The organism is Gudongella sp. DL1XJH-153 (assembly GCF_049310905.1).
GTDB lineage: Bacteria > Bacillota > Clostridia > Tissierellales > Tissierellaceae > Gudongella.
Genome location: NZ_JBMEMN010000004.1, coordinates 107,818 through 121,369 on the forward strand (window position 1 = coordinate 107,818; position 13,552 = coordinate 121,369).

Below are 13,552 nucleotides of genomic sequence, written 5' to 3' on the forward strand. Positions count from 1 at the left end.
GATACCTAAAACCATAGAATGATACCCACCACATGTGATTATATGTAAAATGGAGGTTTATAAAAATGAGCTATCGTGAAGCTAAAGAAGACAACATCAGAATCTCAAAAGCTGGAAGAATGACCTACTACTTCCCCCACTGCCGCTTCTGTGGTGATGAAGTAAGATCCTTAAACTATCTCAGGGACAGACACTATGTCTGTAAAGAATGTAAGCCCCACAAAGAAATCCTATTAAAAACCGGTATCTTTGATTAGTTGGATACTAAATAACATAGAATGATACCTGCGATGTGTGCTTATATATAAAGTGAGCCACAATGTAAACAAGCCTTCTTGGGACCACCCCACGAGGGCTTTTCTTATGCCCAAAAGGAGGTGAACCGATGCCATACAAACCTAAGCGTCCTTGTGCTTACCCAGGCTGCGGTCGGCTTGCAGACAGCGAGCAATACTGTGCCGAACATAAGAAGGTGGTAACAAAACGCTACAACCAGTACCAACGAGACCCTGCTTCCAACAAACGCTACGGTAGGTCCTGGAAGCGCATCAGGGATCGTTACATCAAAGCCCATCCTCTTTGTGAGGAGTGTGATAAGAACGGAAGGATTAAAGCTGCCGAAGAAGTCCACCACATCCTCCCTCTCTCCAAAGGCGGTGGTAATGAAACCAGTAACCTAATGGCCCTTTGTAAGTCATGTCACTCTAAGATAACAGCTGAGAGTGGCGACCGGTGGGGGAGGTAAAATCTCTACAACTTTTCAATCCGGACAGCGGCCTGGGGTGTCGTGTTAAAAAACGCAGATTCAAACGGGGGTATAGCCCCCACTTTGTAAAGGAGGTGTGATCATTGGCAAAAGACGGTACGAACAGAGGTGGCGCTCGTGTTGGTGCAGGGGCAAAAAAGAAACCTCTGGCTGATAAAATAGCCGAAGGCAATCTCGGTGGCAGGAAACTGACAGTGATGGAGTTTTCCGATACGGCAGATCTTGAGGGTCAAGAAATGCCTGAACCAAATAAGATGCTCGAAGCCATTCAAAAAGATGGCAAGGCTCTGGTGGCAGGTGAAATCTACAAAGCCACATGGCAGTGGCTGGATAAGCGTGGCTGCGCTGCTCTGGTTTCTCCACAGCTCCTCGAAAGGTATGCCATGAGTGTTGCCCGTTGGATTCAGTGTGAAGAAGCCATTACTGAATATGGTTTTCTTGCTAAACACCCTACCACTGGTAATGCCATTCAAAGTCCTTATGTATCCATGGGTCAGAACTACATGAACCAAACCAATCGTCTGTGGTTTGAGATATTCCAGATCGTAAAAGAAAACTGCACTGGCGATTACAAAGGAGCAAATCCTCAGGATGATGTAATGGAGAGACTTCTTTCTGCTCGTAGGGGCAAATAAAAATAGATTGGAGATAATGATATGAGTAAAAACTACAGAACCGCAGAAAGTGTCTGCAAGGGACATCCTGATAAGCTTTCTGATTTAATCGCTGACAGCATTTTGGATGCTTGCCTTCGAAAGGACAAAGCTTCACGTGTGGCCTGTGAGGTCATGGCTACTAAAGGTAAAATCATCGTGGCGGGCGAGATCACCTGCAGCGAGAAAATTAACATCCGCCTTATCGTAAAAAATGTACTTCGTGAGGTGGGATACAGTCCTTGGAAATTTACAGTATTTGTGTTTGTACATCATCAAAGTGTAGATATTGCCTCTGGTGTAGATACAGCACTAGAAGCAAGAAATGGAATTATTGATCCATACGGTTCCATCGGTGCTGGTGATCAAGGCACGGTATATGGCTATGCTACCAACGAAACCCGTGAACTGATTCCGCTACCTTTACTGTTATCTCATAGAATCGTAAAGCATATTGATGAATGTCGCAAAGGAAAAATCATCAAGGGCATTTTGCCAGATGGCAAAGCACAAGTGACCGTTGAGTATGATGGAGATAAACCTATCCGCGTTAAGACTGTTGTGGTTTCCGTGCAGCACCACGAGGACAAAACCCAAAAGCAATTAAAAGCAGATATCTTAAACAACGTGCTCTGGCAGTGCTTTGAGGACTTTCCACTGGATGATGAAACGGAGATCCTCATCAATCCATCCGGCAGATTTGTTGAAGGCGGCCCTGCTGCTGATACTGGGCTAACTGGAAGAAAGATTATGGTGGACACCTATGGTGGTCTGGCTTCTCATGGTGGCGGCGCACTCTGCGGAAAGGACCCAACAAAGGTTGACCGAAGTGGTGCTTATATGGCCAGGTACATTGCTAAGAATATTGTTTGGAGCGGGCTTGCTGATAAATGCGAGGTCGCTATTTCTTATGCCATTGGAAAAGCAAATCCAGTTTCAGTAAATGTGACATCCTTTGGTACAGCTAAAATCAGTGACGAGGATTTAAGTGAACTGGTAAAAGAGATCTTTAACTTGAGACCCGCTGCTATCATTGAAAAGCTGCGCCTTAGAAATGCAATCTACTCCGATACAGCAACCTACGGTCATTTTAACTCATCACTCTTCCCGTGGGAAAACGTGGATTTCAATTTAAACTTAAGAAAGGCGGCGGAGAAGTTTCTCCAAGAGGGTGATTCAATATGAATATACAAAGAATAAAGCTGTCAGATCTGAATCCGGCAGCATACAATCCTAGAAAAGAACTAAAGCCTGGAGATCCAGAGTTTGAAAAGCTAAAAGCCTCCATTGAGAATTTTGGCTATGTGGAACTAATCGTCGTTAATGCGAATAATGATAACACCGTGATTTCAGGTCATCAGAGACTTAGTGTACTTCAGCATCTAGGCCAAAAGGAAGCGGACTGCGTTGTGGTAGACCTGAATACTGAACAGGAAAAAGCACTAAACGTTGCAATGAACAAAGTTTCTGGCGACTGGGATAAGGATAAGCTAGCTCTTCTTATTGCTGACCTGCAGGGTGCTGACTTTGATGTCTCCCTTACTGGTTTTGATCCCTCTGAACTTGATGACCTGTTTAAGGATTCGTTGAAGGAAGGCATCCAGGATGATGAGTTTGATGTGGATGCAGAGCTGGAAAAACCCGCAATGACAAAACTCGGTGACGTCTGGAAGCTTGGTCCCCATAGACTGGTCTGTGGTGATTCTACAAAGGCAGAAACCTTCACGCTACTTATGGATGGAAAGCTGGCAAACCTTGTGGTGACAGATCCCCCTTACAATGTGAACTATGAAGGCTCTGCCGGAAAAATCAAAAACGACAATATGGGTGATTCTGCATTCTATGAGTTCCTACTGGCGGCCTTTACCAATACGGAAGCCGTGATGACGCAGGACTCCTCTATCTATGTTTTCCACGCAGATACGGAAGGGCTGAATTTTAGAAAGGCATTCTCTGAAGCTGGCTTCTACCTCTCCGGCACCTGTATCTGGAAAAAGCAATCCCTGGTCCTTGGTAGGTCTCCTTACCAGTGGCAGCATGAACCTGTGCTCTTTGGGTGGAAGAAGAAAGGCAAGCACAACTGGTACGCCGATAGAAAGCAAACTACTATCTGGGAATTTGAAAAACCTAAGAAGAATGGCTCTCATCCAACAATGAAGCCGGTGGCTCTTGTGGCCCATCCAATTCTCAATTCAAGTCTTAGCAACTGCATCGTCCTCGATCCCTTTGGCGGTTCTGGTAGTACGCTTATTGCCTGCGATCAGACCAACAGGATCTGCCACACCATTGAGCTTGATGAGAAGTTTTGTGATGTTATCGTTCAAAGGTTCATTTCTGGAGCACAGACTTCAGATGATGTCTATCTCCTGCGTGATGGCAAAGAATACCGTTACAGCGACCTCCCTGAAAATAAATAACACAACTATCGAAAGATACACTTGCTATTTACATCGCTTAGAGTGATATATGTAGTAAGCCAAAAACAAGGAGGTCAATACCATGAAAATCAATTACAACGTAACCGGTAACGAACGTAAAAAGCTGGTGAAGCTCATCAGTGAAATCACAGAGGTTCCCTCAAAATACCTGGGCGTTCCATCTTGTGCTTACCAGGTCGGACCCTACCACATCGGAAAAGACGGAGAGCTAACCTTTGACACCGAAGTGGATCAGGACAATATCAATACGCTGATGAAAAAGCTACAAGATGCAGGGTTTGAAGCTGAGGTGGATGAACCCGCTCCTGCTGAAGCAGAGACCGAGGAAACTGGACTCATCATCCAGATTCCAAAAGACTCCCTCTCCGATGAAGACTTAGAGAAGCTAGCCAAACTGTTAGAAGCAAAAGGGAGCCTCATCAAGAAAGCACTGAATGTGGATGCACTTCCCATTGAAGCCGACGAGGTTCGCATCAGCTTCCCTTGGTTTTCAAAACTACCAGATCCAGACGAGATAAAAGCCTACTCACAGTTCATTACAAAGCTGTGTGAGATGGCGAAAACCCAAAAGAGAATCACTGTGAAAGAAAAAGAAGTCGACAATGAAAAGTACGCATTTAGGTGCTTCCTTCTCCGCCTTGGATTTATTGGAGAGGAATTCAAAACCCACAGAAAGATTCTTCTTCAAAACCTTTCAGGCAGCAGTGCCTTCAAAGGAGGTGCTCCAAATGAAACCGATCAGTAAAGAAAGACTGGCCCACCTACGCAATCAGTACCCCGCTGGCGCCAGGGTTCAGCTCCTTCGGATGGATGATGTGCAAGCACCACCAGCGGGCACAAAAGGCACCGTGTGGGGCGTGGATGACACAGGCTCCATCATGGTTCAGTGGGATAACGGCAGCAGCTTGAATGTGGTTTACGGCATTGATTCCTGCAAAGTAATTGATGAAAAGTCCAGTGAGGAGGCATAGTAATGAAGGCATTATTTGGTCGAAAGTTCTACAACCTTATGGAACTAAAAGAAGCAACAGAAGAAGCAAAGGAAGATGGCGTCATTGGTTCTGATTACACCGTGATTCGAGAAGTTGAACTCAGTGATAAAGAGTTTAAAAAGTTCACCAGTGATTTTCTAGAGGATCAACCTTGGATCAAGAAGTCAGATGGAGGCACCAACGAAAAAGGCGAGCTCCGATGCATTAGGGTCATTAACAAAGACACCGGTGAAAAGATACTCACCAATCCTGAAGGCTACGAATTCCCGCGCTACACAGCGATTGAAGATTAAACTGAAGACCTGCTCTTTACTACAGAAATGACTTGCTATTATTCTCATTTAGAGTGATATATGTAATACCAAAACAAAACCACACTAAATGGAGGATGAGAACATGAAAGAAATCAAGGCATTTGAGGAAGCCAAGGCAACTGGCGCAAATTTTAAGGAGTCTGGAATCAACAGCACCATGTACTGGGCCTACGAAAGAAGCAAGGAAGCAGGAAACGACACCATCGACTTTTCTGAGGTCATTTGGGATTACGACATTGAACCCATTGTTAAAGCCTGCAGAGCCTATGGAATCGACCACATCACCATATCAAGCACCTTCTCAGGGCTTATCGCAACCCTTGCCGAATTTGAAAAGCACGGCTGCAAGATGGACGGACTTACCAGGGTTAAGACAAGCTACACCGACTGGCAGACCGGCGAAAAGCAAATTCTACCAGCAATCTTGGTTAGGATTTAAGGAGGGCTTTAACCATGTGGAGAGAAGGTAAAATCGAAGTCGAAAACAGAACCATCCCTTACTGGATCAAAAGCTTTGACTTAGGCTCCCCTTACGGCATTGATGAAGGTAGAATTTCAAAACTGATGCTAAAGCGAGATGGCCAGATCATTGCAAACTTTGATAGAGGCTGGGACATTGAACCCATCGATGAAAATGCAAAGGCTGCACTTGAAGTTTTGATGAAGAAATACAATTAACAACAAGAGAAAAACGCATAACGGAATAGGGCTATTTAGCTCTTTTCCTCGTTACAGAAGACCTTAGGGTCTATTTTTTATGTCTTTTTAAAGGAGGTGTCCGCATATCCGAAAACTAAAGAAGTACAAACCAACCTCTTACATAGCGAAGGATTCTCATTACAGCAAGGAGATGGCGGACTATGCAGTTGGTTTTATTGAATGCCTTTCCCACACCAAAGGAACCTGGGCAGGAAAACCCTTTGAACTGATAGATTGGCAAGAGCATATCATCCGTGATTTATTTGGAACCATAAAATCAAATGGCTATCGCCAGTTTAATACTGCCTATGTAGAAATACCAAAGAAGATGGGGAAAAGTGAGCTGGCGGCGGCTGTTGCCCTGCTCTTAACCTGTGGAGATAACGAAGAACGTGCTGAGGTTTATGGCTGCGCTGCGGATCGTAACCAAGCTTCCATCGTTTTTAATGTGGCTGCTGATATGGTACGTATGTGCCCAGCCTTGTCCAAGCGGGTAAAGATTCTAGACTCACAGAAAAGACTGATCTACCAACCCACAGGAAGCATCTATCAAGTACTTTCTGCCGATGTTGGAAATAAGCACGGCTTCAACACCCATGGCGTTGTATTTGATGAGCTCCATACTCAACCTAACCGAAAACTCTATGATGTTATGACCAAAGGTAGTGGCGATGCCAGGATGCAGCCCTTGTACTTTCTAATCACCACTGCTGGAGATAATCAAAACAGTATCTGCTGGGAGGTTCATCAAAAAGCACTGGATATCATGGCAGGAAGAAAGAACGATCCTACCTTCTACCCCGTCATTTATGGCGCAGCACTAGAGGATGACTGGTCCGATCCTAAGGTCTGGAAGAAAGCAAATCCATCCCTTGGCATCACTGTCAGCATGGACAAAGTAAAGATGGCCTACGAGTCTGCGAGACAAAACCCTGCTGAAGAAAACAGCTTCAGGCAGCTTCGATTAAATCAATGGGTTAAGCAGGCCATCCGGTGGATGCCTATGGATAAATGGGATGCCTGCGCTTTCCCTGTTAATCCAGAAACACTTAAAGGCCGCATCTGCTATGGCGGGCTGGACCTCTCCTCTTCCACTGATATTACAGCGTTCGTACTTGTCTTCCCTCCACAGGATGAAGATGACAAGTATGTGGTTCTTCCATACTTCTGGATACCAGAAGACAGCATAGATCTTAGAGTTAGGCGAGATCACGTGAATTATGATGTTTGGGAAAAACAAGGCTTCCTTTTAACTACCGAAGGTAATGTGGTGCACTACGGATTCATTGAGACATTCATTGAGGAGCTTGGGATGAAATATAACATCCGCGAAATTGCCTTTGACCGCTGGGGAGCAGTTCAGATGACACAGAACCTAGAAAATCTAGGTTTCACCGTTGTCCCTTTTGGACAGGGCTTCAAAGATATGTCTCCTCCGACTAAGGAGTTGATGAAGCTGACATTGGAAGAAAAGATAGCTCATGGGGGTCATCCTGTTCTCCGCTGGATGATGGACAATATTTTCATTAGAACTGACCCTGCTGGAAACATTAAAGCAGACAAAGAGAAATCCACAGAGAAGATTGATGGTGCTGTGGCTACAATCATGGCTCTTGACCGAGCGATCCGCTGTGGTGGAGAAACTAGCACTTCTGTTTATGACGATAGAGGTCTTTTAATCTTCTAATGTTATCTTCCTTATAGTATAATAGTTCTGTACAGAGGAGAGTTTTTTTGCAGATAAGTAGATAATCGCGAAATAGAGGTTATTTGTTAAAGTCTGATAAATAGTAATTTGAACGGAGGGATTGAATGGTAAATAAAACAGATGCCATTGAGATAGTAACATATGCTGAAGAAAATGGAATTAGCATTTGGATAGATGGCGGTTGGGGAGTAGATGCGCTATTAGAAGTGGAAACAAGAGCTCATAATGATATTGATTTATTTGTGGAAGATAGTAACAGTAAAAAGTTTATTGGAATATTAAAAGAAAACGGCTTTGCTGAAGTTACAGAATCATATACAACCACATCTCACACGGTTTGGAAGGATACTAAAGGTAGGATAATTGACCTTCATATATTTAAATTCAACGAACAAGGATACATTGTTTTTGAAGGAGAAGCATATCCCTCAGAGGTGTTTAGTGGTATAGGGAAAATAGGTGATAAAGTGGTAAGATGTATTGATGCTGAAAATCAAGTATTATTTCATTTGGGCTATGAGCATGATGAAAATGATGTGCATGATGTAAAACTATTGTGCGAGAGATTTGATATTCCTGTTCCGAATGAATACAAGTAACTAACAAATTCCAATTTGAGAGTTCCGTAAAATGAGCATAGCATAAAGTTGAGTTGATTCGCATCCTTCTTATTATATGAACTACTTTCATTGTGAATTATAAGGGTATTAAGCATCTATCATTTATAGGTGCTTAATACCCATTTTTAAGGAGGTCGATGTCCATGGGAATACTGCAAGGAATATTCAAAGCTCGAGACAAGCCTAAAGATGCTCTAGGTGGCAGCCCCTACAGCTTCTTTTTTGGAAGCACCAGCGCTGGAAAACCAGTCAATGAACAAACAGCCATGCAGATGACCGCAGTGTATAGCTGCGTAAGAATCTTATCGGAGACCTTAGCTGGTCTACCACTTCATGTGTATAAGTACAATGATTCAGGTGGCAAGGAGAAGAACCTAAAACACCCTTTATACAAATTACTTCATGATGAACCAAATCCTGAGATGACTTCCTTTGCGTTTAGAGAAACGCTGATGAGTCATCTTTTATTATGGGGAAATGCCTATGCTCAGATAATTAGAAATGCACGTGGTGAAGTTGTTTCCCTCTACCCACTGATGCCAAACAAAATGACAGTCGATCGCGATTCAAGTGGTCGGCTTTTCTATTTGTACCAGCGTGGTAGTGAAGATGCTCCTACTCTTGGTAGAGACAATCAAGTGTATCTTTCACCATCAGATGTCCTCCATATCCCCGGACTTGGCTTTGACGGACTGGTAGGCTATTCACCCATAGCCATGGCGAAAAATGCTGTGGGCCTTGCCATAGCTACAGAAGAATATGGAGCTAAGTTTTTTGCTAATGGTGCTTCACCTGGTGGCGTGCTAGAACACCCCGGTACCATCAAAGACCCTCAGAAGATTAAAGAATCCTGGAATGCTGCTTATCAAGGAAGCGGCAATGCCCACAGGGTGGCTGTCCTTGAAGAAGGTATGAAGTATCAGCCTATTGGTATATCTCCGGAGCAGGCTCAGTTCTTAGAAACCAGAAAGTTTCAGATCAATGAGATCGCTCGTATTTTTAGAGTGCCCCCTCATATGCTTGCTGATCTAGAGAAGTCATCCTTTAGTAACATCGAACAGCAATCACTGGAGTTTGTAAAATACACCCTCGACCCTTGGGTGGTCCGCTGGGAACAGTCAATGTGTAGAGCGCTGCTAATGGAAAGTGAGAAGCCTAATGTCTTTATCAAGTTTAATGTGGATGGCCTATTACGTGGTGACTATGTTAGCCGAATGAGTGGTTATGCCACTGCAAGGCAGAACGGTTGGATGAGTGCCAATGATATCAGAGAACTAGAAAATCTGGATAGAATTCCTGCTGAACTTGGAGGCGATCTCTTCCTCATCAACGGTGCCATGACAAAATTACAGGACGCAGGCGCGTTCGCAAATACTAAAGAAACGGAGGAACCTAAATGAAGAAGTTTTGGAACTGGGCACGAGATGAAAACACTGGCGTCCGAACACTTTATCTAGACGGCGTTATTGCCGAAGATTCATGGTTTGACGATGATGTCACCCCTAAGGCATTTAAAGCAGAGCTTACTGCCGGTGAGGGTGACATAGTTATTTGGCTCAATTCTCCAGGAGGTGATTGCATTGCTGCTAGTCAGATTTACGCCATGCTGATGGATTACAAGGGTACTGTTACCGTAAAGATTGACGGTATTGCAGCCTCAGCCGCCTCAGTCATCGCCATGGCGGGGACAACGGTGCTTATGGCACCAACTGCCCTCATGATGGTCCATAACCCCCTTACAGTGGCCATTGGTGACAGCGAGGAAATGAAAAAAGCCATCGCCATGCTATCTGAAGTTAAAGAGAGCATCATCAATGCCTATGAAATCAAGACAGGCCAGTCAAGGACAAAGCTCTCCCATCTCATGGATGCGGAGACTTGGCTTAATGCGAAGAAGGCCATCGAGCTTGGTTTTGCTGATGGCATCTTGGAGGATGAAAAAAAACGAAATCAGACTGAGGATTTTACCTATGCCTTTAGTCGCAGGGCTGTTACCAACTCCCTGCTGGATAAGGTAAAACCCAAACTAGCAAAAGAGAATACTGGCACCCCAATTGAGTCGCTAGAAAAGCGGCTTTCTTTAATTCAACACTAAATTTTAGGAGGAAAACACTATGAATAAAATTCTTGAACTACGTGAAAAAAGAGCAAAATCCTGGGAAGCTGCGAAAGCATTCCTCGATACCAAAAGAGGTACAGATGGAATTGTATCTGCTGAAGACACTGCAACCTATGAAAAGATGGAAGCGGATGTGGTTGCCCTTGGTAAGGAGATTGACCGTCTTGAAAAGCAAGAAGCACTGGACCGCGAGCTTTCAAAGCCACTTAACACACCACTTACCGGAAAACCTATCTTCCAGGGTATGGAATCCAAAGGCGGCAGAGCCTCCGCAGAATACCAGAAAGCATTCTGGAATGCCATGAGAACCCGTTCTGGTGAAGGGCTTGATCCTGTTATTAAGAACGCACTGCAGATTGGTACTGACACTGAAGGTGGCTATCTTGTACCAGATGAGTTTGAGCGTACCCTCATTGAGTCCCTTAATGAAGAGAATATCTTCAGAAAGCTGGCCAATGTCATCTCCACTGCTTCTGGCGATCGTAAGATTCCAGTGGTGGCTTCCAAAGGTACCGCTTCTTGGATTGATGAGGAAGGTGCCATTCCTGAAAGCGATGATAGCTTTGGACAGGTTTCCATAGGCGCTTATAAGCTCGGTACCATGATCAAGGTATCTGAAGAGCTTCTTAATGACAGCGTCTTTAATCTTGAGAACTATATCGCCAGGGAGTTTGCAAGACGTATTGGTAACAAGGAAGAAGATGCCTTCTTTACTGGAGATGGCTCTGGTAAGCCTACGGGTATTCTTGCAGCCACTGGTGGAGCACAAATCGGTGTAACTGCTTCAAGTGCCACTGCCATTTCCATCGATGAGATTTTGGATCTCTTTTACTCACTTAAATCGCCTTATAGAAACAAGTCTGTGTTCGTTATGAACGATGCCACCATTAAGGCCATTAGGAAGCTGAAAGATGGTCAGGGTCAGTATATCTGGCAGCCTTCACTTCAGGCTGGAACACCAGATACCATTCTGAACAGACCTGTTTATACTTCATCTTACGTTCCTACCATAGCTGCATCTGCAAAGTCTATCATCTTCGGTGATTTTGGTTACTACTGGGTAGCGGATCGTCAGGGCAGAGTGTTCAAGAGACTCAATGAGCTCTATGCAGCCACTGGACAGGTTGGCTTTGCTGCAACTCAGCGTGTGGATGGAAAGCTCATTCTACCTGAAGCCATCAAAGTGCTTCAGCAGAAAGCATAATGGAGGTGTCCTATGAGTTATAACACAAAGAACTATACCGAACAGGGCGGTGAGAAAACCGTTATTGGTGGAACTCTTGAAATCAAGGAAGGGGCGGTCGTTACTGGCCTCCCTGTTCTTGACAATCAAGCGGCAAGTACTGCTGCCACAGTTGAAGATTTGGTGACGGATTTTAATGCCCTTCTCACCAAACTTAAAGCAGCAGGGCTTATGATTTCAGACTAATGAAAGGATGGTGGAGGGATGACACTGCTGGAAAAAGTAAAAGCAAACCTTATACTAGATCACTCGTCTGATGATGAGCTGATTCAAATGTACATCACTGCCGCCACGCGGTATGCAGAAAGCTATCAGCATCATCCTGAGAACCACTATGTGGAAGCCGTTATGCCAGCCACCACTCAGCAAGCCATCATCATGCTGTCATCTCACTTCTATGAATCACGAGATGGCAGCACTGGTGGTTTTTACTCAGATAATGTTCAGGCTGGACAGCAAGTATGGAATACAGTCAATCTTCTACTGCGGCTTGATCGGGATTGGAAGGTGTAGATATGAGCTATGGAAAAATGAATACCTTTATCGATATTATAGAGAGGATAATCATTAAAGATGCTGAAGGATTTAGAACTGAAGTGGATAACATTGTAGCTTCTGTAAGGGCGTATCGTGAAGGTCGACATGGCAATGAGAAATGGGCAAATAGAGCTTCCTTTACTGAAGCCACAGACCTTTTTCGCTTTCGCTGCATCCCTGGCATTACCATTACGGCATCTATGGTGATCATCCACAGTGATAAGAGATTTGAAATCACATCTGTTGAGGATGTGAAAGGACGCGGAATGTATCTTGAAGTTCTAGCTAAGGAGGTGGTTCCAAGTGGCTAACGCAACCATGAAAATGCCCGATGAGTTTTTAATGAAGCTTACAAAACTTGGTGATAAGACCGATGAGATTGTCTCTAAAGTCTTAGAAGCTGGCGGCGAGGTTGTTCTTGATAAAGTCAAAGCCAACCTCAAAGGCGTTATTGGGAATGAAACAAAAGAAAAAAGCCGTTCTACCGGTGAGCTGGTATCTTCCTTGGGCCTCTCTCCCACTAAGCTAGATCGAAATGGAAACTTCAATGTCAAGGTTGGCTTCAATGAACCTCGTGGTGATGGAGATGCCAATGCTAAGATTGCAAATATCCTTGAATATGGTAAATCAGGTCAGCCACCTAAACCCTTCTTGAAGCCAGCAAAGTCCGCATCTCGGAAGGCATGCATTGAAACTATGAAATCAGAACTGGATAAGGAGATTGAAAAGCTATGAGCTTACTTGCGGATTTAAACCACATACTAGGACCCCTAAACATTCCTGTGGAGACCGGAGTATTTTCCGATACGCCGCCTGATGAATATCTGGTTATTACCCCCATGTCTGATAGACTGGATCTCTTTGCAGATAATGAGGCCTATATGATTCTTTCAGAAGCTCGGCTTTCTCTTTTCACGAAGAAGAACTATATGAAGCGCAAGAAAGAACTGACTAAGGCCCTACAATCTGGAGAAATCACCATAACAGATAGGCAGTATGTTGGTTATGAACACGATACTAAATTTCATCATTACGCCATTGACGTAATGAAAGAATATGAAACGGAGGAAGAATAAATGGCAACAATCGGATTGGATTCTCTATATTATGCCAAGATCACCGAAGATCAAAACGGCATTGAAACCTATGGAACCCCTAAAGTACTGGCTAAAGCCATGACTGCAGAGCTGAGCATTGAGCTCATTGAAGCCATTCTCTACGCAGATGACGGTGCCAGCGAGGTAGTAAAAGAATTTAAGAGTGGTGCCCTGACACTAGGTATTGATGATATCGGATCATTGGTAGCACAGGATTTGACAGGATGTAAAATCGACAGCAATAACGTCGTTGTTTCAAGAAGTGAAGATGGTGGATCGCCGGTGGCTATTGGGTTTCGTGCCAAGAAGGCCAATGGAAAATATCGCTACTTTTGGCTCTACAGGGTTATCTTCTCTGTTCCCGCC

21 protein-coding genes are annotated in these 13,552 nt (G+C 44.3%); all 21 read left to right on the plus strand.

Annotated elements, in window-relative coordinates:
• Nucleotides 1-65 precede the first annotated feature (65 nt).
• Nucleotides 66-257 carry a hypothetical protein gene (locus tag ACOEN1_RS03525; RefSeq protein ID WP_091264186.1) on the plus strand — a complete coding sequence of 64 codons (192 nt, stop codon included), beginning with the start codon at nucleotides 66-68 and terminating at the stop codon, nucleotides 255-257.
• A 128-nt stretch (nucleotides 258-385) separates the two neighbouring features.
• On the plus strand, nucleotides 386-745 hold the full coding sequence (locus ACOEN1_RS03530; protein ID WP_091264183.1) for an HNH endonuclease: 360 nt from the start codon (nucleotides 386-388) through the stop codon (nucleotides 743-745).
• 104 nt (nucleotides 746-849) lie between these two features.
• On the plus strand, nucleotides 850-1,401 hold the full coding sequence (locus ACOEN1_RS03535; RefSeq protein WP_025434920.1) for a P27 family phage terminase small subunit: 552 nt from the start codon (nucleotides 850-852) through the stop codon (nucleotides 1,399-1,401).
• A gap of 21 nt (nucleotides 1,402-1,422) precedes the next feature.
• Nucleotides 1,423-2,604, plus strand: a complete 1,182-nt coding sequence (metK, locus tag ACOEN1_RS03540; RefSeq protein WP_422485047.1) for a methionine adenosyltransferase — start codon at nucleotides 1,423-1,425, stop codon at nucleotides 2,602-2,604.
• On the plus strand, nucleotides 2,601-3,836 hold the full coding sequence (locus ACOEN1_RS03545) for a site-specific DNA-methyltransferase (RefSeq protein WP_422485048.1): 1,236 nt from the start codon (nucleotides 2,601-2,603) through the stop codon (nucleotides 3,834-3,836). The genes metK and ACOEN1_RS03545 overlap by 4 nt, the downstream gene beginning before the upstream one ends.
• 82 nt (nucleotides 3,837-3,918) lie before the next feature.
• A complete protein-coding gene (locus ACOEN1_RS03550; protein WP_422485049.1) occupies nucleotides 3,919-4,602 on the plus strand; it encodes a virulence protein in 684 nt (227 codons plus the stop codon).
• Nucleotides 4,586-4,828, plus strand: coding sequence for a DUF4314 domain-containing protein (locus ACOEN1_RS03555; RefSeq protein ID WP_422485050.1), 243 nt, complete (start codon nucleotides 4,586-4,588; stop codon nucleotides 4,826-4,828). Before ACOEN1_RS03550 ends, ACOEN1_RS03555 begins: the two co-directional genes overlap by 17 nt.
• 2 nt (nucleotides 4,829-4,830) lie before the next feature.
• A complete protein-coding gene (locus ACOEN1_RS03560) occupies nucleotides 4,831-5,142 on the plus strand; it encodes a hypothetical protein (RefSeq protein ID WP_422485051.1) in 312 nt (103 codons plus the stop codon).
• Between the two features lie 103 nt (nucleotides 5,143-5,245).
• Nucleotides 5,246-5,602 carry a DUF7698 family protein gene (locus ACOEN1_RS03565; protein WP_422485052.1) on the plus strand — a complete coding sequence of 119 codons (357 nt, stop codon included), beginning with the start codon at nucleotides 5,246-5,248 and terminating at the stop codon, nucleotides 5,600-5,602.
• Nucleotides 5,603-5,616: 14 nt separating this feature from the next.
• Nucleotides 5,617-5,841, plus strand: a complete 225-nt coding sequence (locus ACOEN1_RS03570) for a DUF7678 domain-containing protein (protein ID WP_422485053.1) — start codon at nucleotides 5,617-5,619, stop codon at nucleotides 5,839-5,841.
• A 106-nt stretch (nucleotides 5,842-5,947) separates the two neighbouring features.
• A complete protein-coding gene (locus ACOEN1_RS03575; RefSeq protein WP_422485066.1) occupies nucleotides 5,948-7,549 on the plus strand; it encodes a terminase large subunit in 1,602 nt (533 codons plus the stop codon).
• 125 nt (nucleotides 7,550-7,674) lie between these two features.
• On the plus strand, nucleotides 7,675-8,169 hold the full coding sequence (locus ACOEN1_RS03580) for a nucleotidyltransferase domain-containing protein (RefSeq protein WP_422485054.1): 495 nt from the start codon (nucleotides 7,675-7,677) through the stop codon (nucleotides 8,167-8,169).
• 164 nt (nucleotides 8,170-8,333) lie between these two features.
• Nucleotides 8,334-9,590, plus strand: coding sequence for a phage portal protein (locus tag ACOEN1_RS03585; RefSeq protein ID WP_422485055.1), 1,257 nt, complete (start codon nucleotides 8,334-8,336; stop codon nucleotides 9,588-9,590).
• Nucleotides 9,587-10,285, plus strand: a complete 699-nt coding sequence (locus tag ACOEN1_RS03590) for a head maturation protease, ClpP-related (protein WP_422485056.1) — start codon at nucleotides 9,587-9,589, stop codon at nucleotides 10,283-10,285. Before ACOEN1_RS03585 ends, ACOEN1_RS03590 begins: the two co-directional genes overlap by 4 nt.
• 19 nt (nucleotides 10,286-10,304) lie before the next feature.
• On the plus strand, nucleotides 10,305-11,513 hold the full coding sequence (locus ACOEN1_RS03595; RefSeq protein ID WP_422485057.1) for a phage major capsid protein: 1,209 nt from the start codon (nucleotides 10,305-10,307) through the stop codon (nucleotides 11,511-11,513).
• Between the two features lie 12 nt (nucleotides 11,514-11,525).
• Nucleotides 11,526-11,738 (plus strand): Head fiber protein, encoded by a 213-nt coding sequence (locus tag ACOEN1_RS03600; RefSeq protein ID WP_422485058.1) that lies wholly within the window; start codon nucleotides 11,526-11,528, stop codon nucleotides 11,736-11,738.
• An 18-nt stretch (nucleotides 11,739-11,756) separates the two neighbouring features.
• Entirely contained in the window at nucleotides 11,757-12,065 is a 309-nt protein-coding gene (locus ACOEN1_RS03605; RefSeq protein ID WP_422485059.1) for a head-tail connector protein, read from the plus strand.
• Between the two features lie 2 nt (nucleotides 12,066-12,067).
• A complete protein-coding gene (locus ACOEN1_RS03610; protein ID WP_422485060.1) occupies nucleotides 12,068-12,400 on the plus strand; it encodes a head-tail adaptor protein in 333 nt (110 codons plus the stop codon).
• On the plus strand, nucleotides 12,393-12,824 hold the full coding sequence (locus ACOEN1_RS03615) for an HK97-gp10 family putative phage morphogenesis protein (protein WP_422485061.1): 432 nt from the start codon (nucleotides 12,393-12,395) through the stop codon (nucleotides 12,822-12,824). The genes ACOEN1_RS03610 and ACOEN1_RS03615 overlap by 8 nt, the downstream gene beginning before the upstream one ends.
• Complete coding sequence (locus ACOEN1_RS03620) at nucleotides 12,821-13,165, plus strand: hypothetical protein (RefSeq protein WP_422485062.1); 345 nt, start codon at nucleotides 12,821-12,823, stop codon at nucleotides 13,163-13,165. Before ACOEN1_RS03615 ends, ACOEN1_RS03620 begins: the two co-directional genes overlap by 4 nt.
• Nucleotides 13,166-13,552: major tail protein (locus ACOEN1_RS03625; protein ID WP_422485063.1), on the plus strand; the 387-nt coding region annotated here is incomplete at its 3' end.

What these genes read in the sequence shown, in the direction of transcription:
- ACOEN1_RS03525 (WP_091264186.1), top strand. Translation starts at nt 66, where the DNA reads ATGAGCTATCGTGAAGCTAAAGAAGACAACATCAGAATCTCAAAAGCT.
- ACOEN1_RS03530 (WP_091264183.1), top strand. Translation starts at nt 386, where the DNA reads ATGCCATACAAACCTAAGCGTCCTTGTGCTTACCCAGGCTGCGGTCGG.
- metK (WP_422485047.1), top strand. Translation starts at nt 1,423, where the DNA reads ATGAGTAAAAACTACAGAACCGCAGAAAGTGTCTGCAAGGGACATCCT.
- ACOEN1_RS03545 (WP_422485048.1), top strand. Translation starts at nt 2,601, where the DNA reads ATGAATATACAAAGAATAAAGCTGTCAGATCTGAATCCGGCAGCATAC.
- ACOEN1_RS03550 (WP_422485049.1), top strand. Translation starts at nt 3,919, where the DNA reads ATGAAAATCAATTACAACGTAACCGGTAACGAACGTAAAAAGCTGGTG.
- ACOEN1_RS03555 (WP_422485050.1), top strand. Translation starts at nt 4,586, where the DNA reads ATGAAACCGATCAGTAAAGAAAGACTGGCCCACCTACGCAATCAGTAC.
- ACOEN1_RS03560 (WP_422485051.1), top strand. Translation starts at nt 4,831, where the DNA reads ATGAAGGCATTATTTGGTCGAAAGTTCTACAACCTTATGGAACTAAAA.
- ACOEN1_RS03565 (WP_422485052.1), top strand. Translation starts at nt 5,246, where the DNA reads ATGAAAGAAATCAAGGCATTTGAGGAAGCCAAGGCAACTGGCGCAAAT.
- ACOEN1_RS03570 (WP_422485053.1), top strand. Translation starts at nt 5,617, where the DNA reads ATGTGGAGAGAAGGTAAAATCGAAGTCGAAAACAGAACCATCCCTTAC.
- ACOEN1_RS03580 (WP_422485054.1), top strand. Translation starts at nt 7,675, where the DNA reads ATGGTAAATAAAACAGATGCCATTGAGATAGTAACATATGCTGAAGAA.
- ACOEN1_RS03585 (WP_422485055.1), top strand. Translation starts at nt 8,334, where the DNA reads ATGGGAATACTGCAAGGAATATTCAAAGCTCGAGACAAGCCTAAAGAT.
- ACOEN1_RS03590 (WP_422485056.1), top strand. Translation starts at nt 9,587, where the DNA reads ATGAAGAAGTTTTGGAACTGGGCACGAGATGAAAACACTGGCGTCCGA.
- ACOEN1_RS03595 (WP_422485057.1), top strand. Translation starts at nt 10,305, where the DNA reads ATGAATAAAATTCTTGAACTACGTGAAAAAAGAGCAAAATCCTGGGAA.
- ACOEN1_RS03600 (WP_422485058.1), top strand. Translation starts at nt 11,526, where the DNA reads ATGAGTTATAACACAAAGAACTATACCGAACAGGGCGGTGAGAAAACC.
- ACOEN1_RS03605 (WP_422485059.1), top strand. Translation starts at nt 11,757, where the DNA reads ATGACACTGCTGGAAAAAGTAAAAGCAAACCTTATACTAGATCACTCG.
- ACOEN1_RS03610 (WP_422485060.1), top strand. Translation starts at nt 12,068, where the DNA reads ATGAGCTATGGAAAAATGAATACCTTTATCGATATTATAGAGAGGATA.
- ACOEN1_RS03620 (WP_422485062.1), top strand. Translation starts at nt 12,821, where the DNA reads ATGAGCTTACTTGCGGATTTAAACCACATACTAGGACCCCTAAACATT.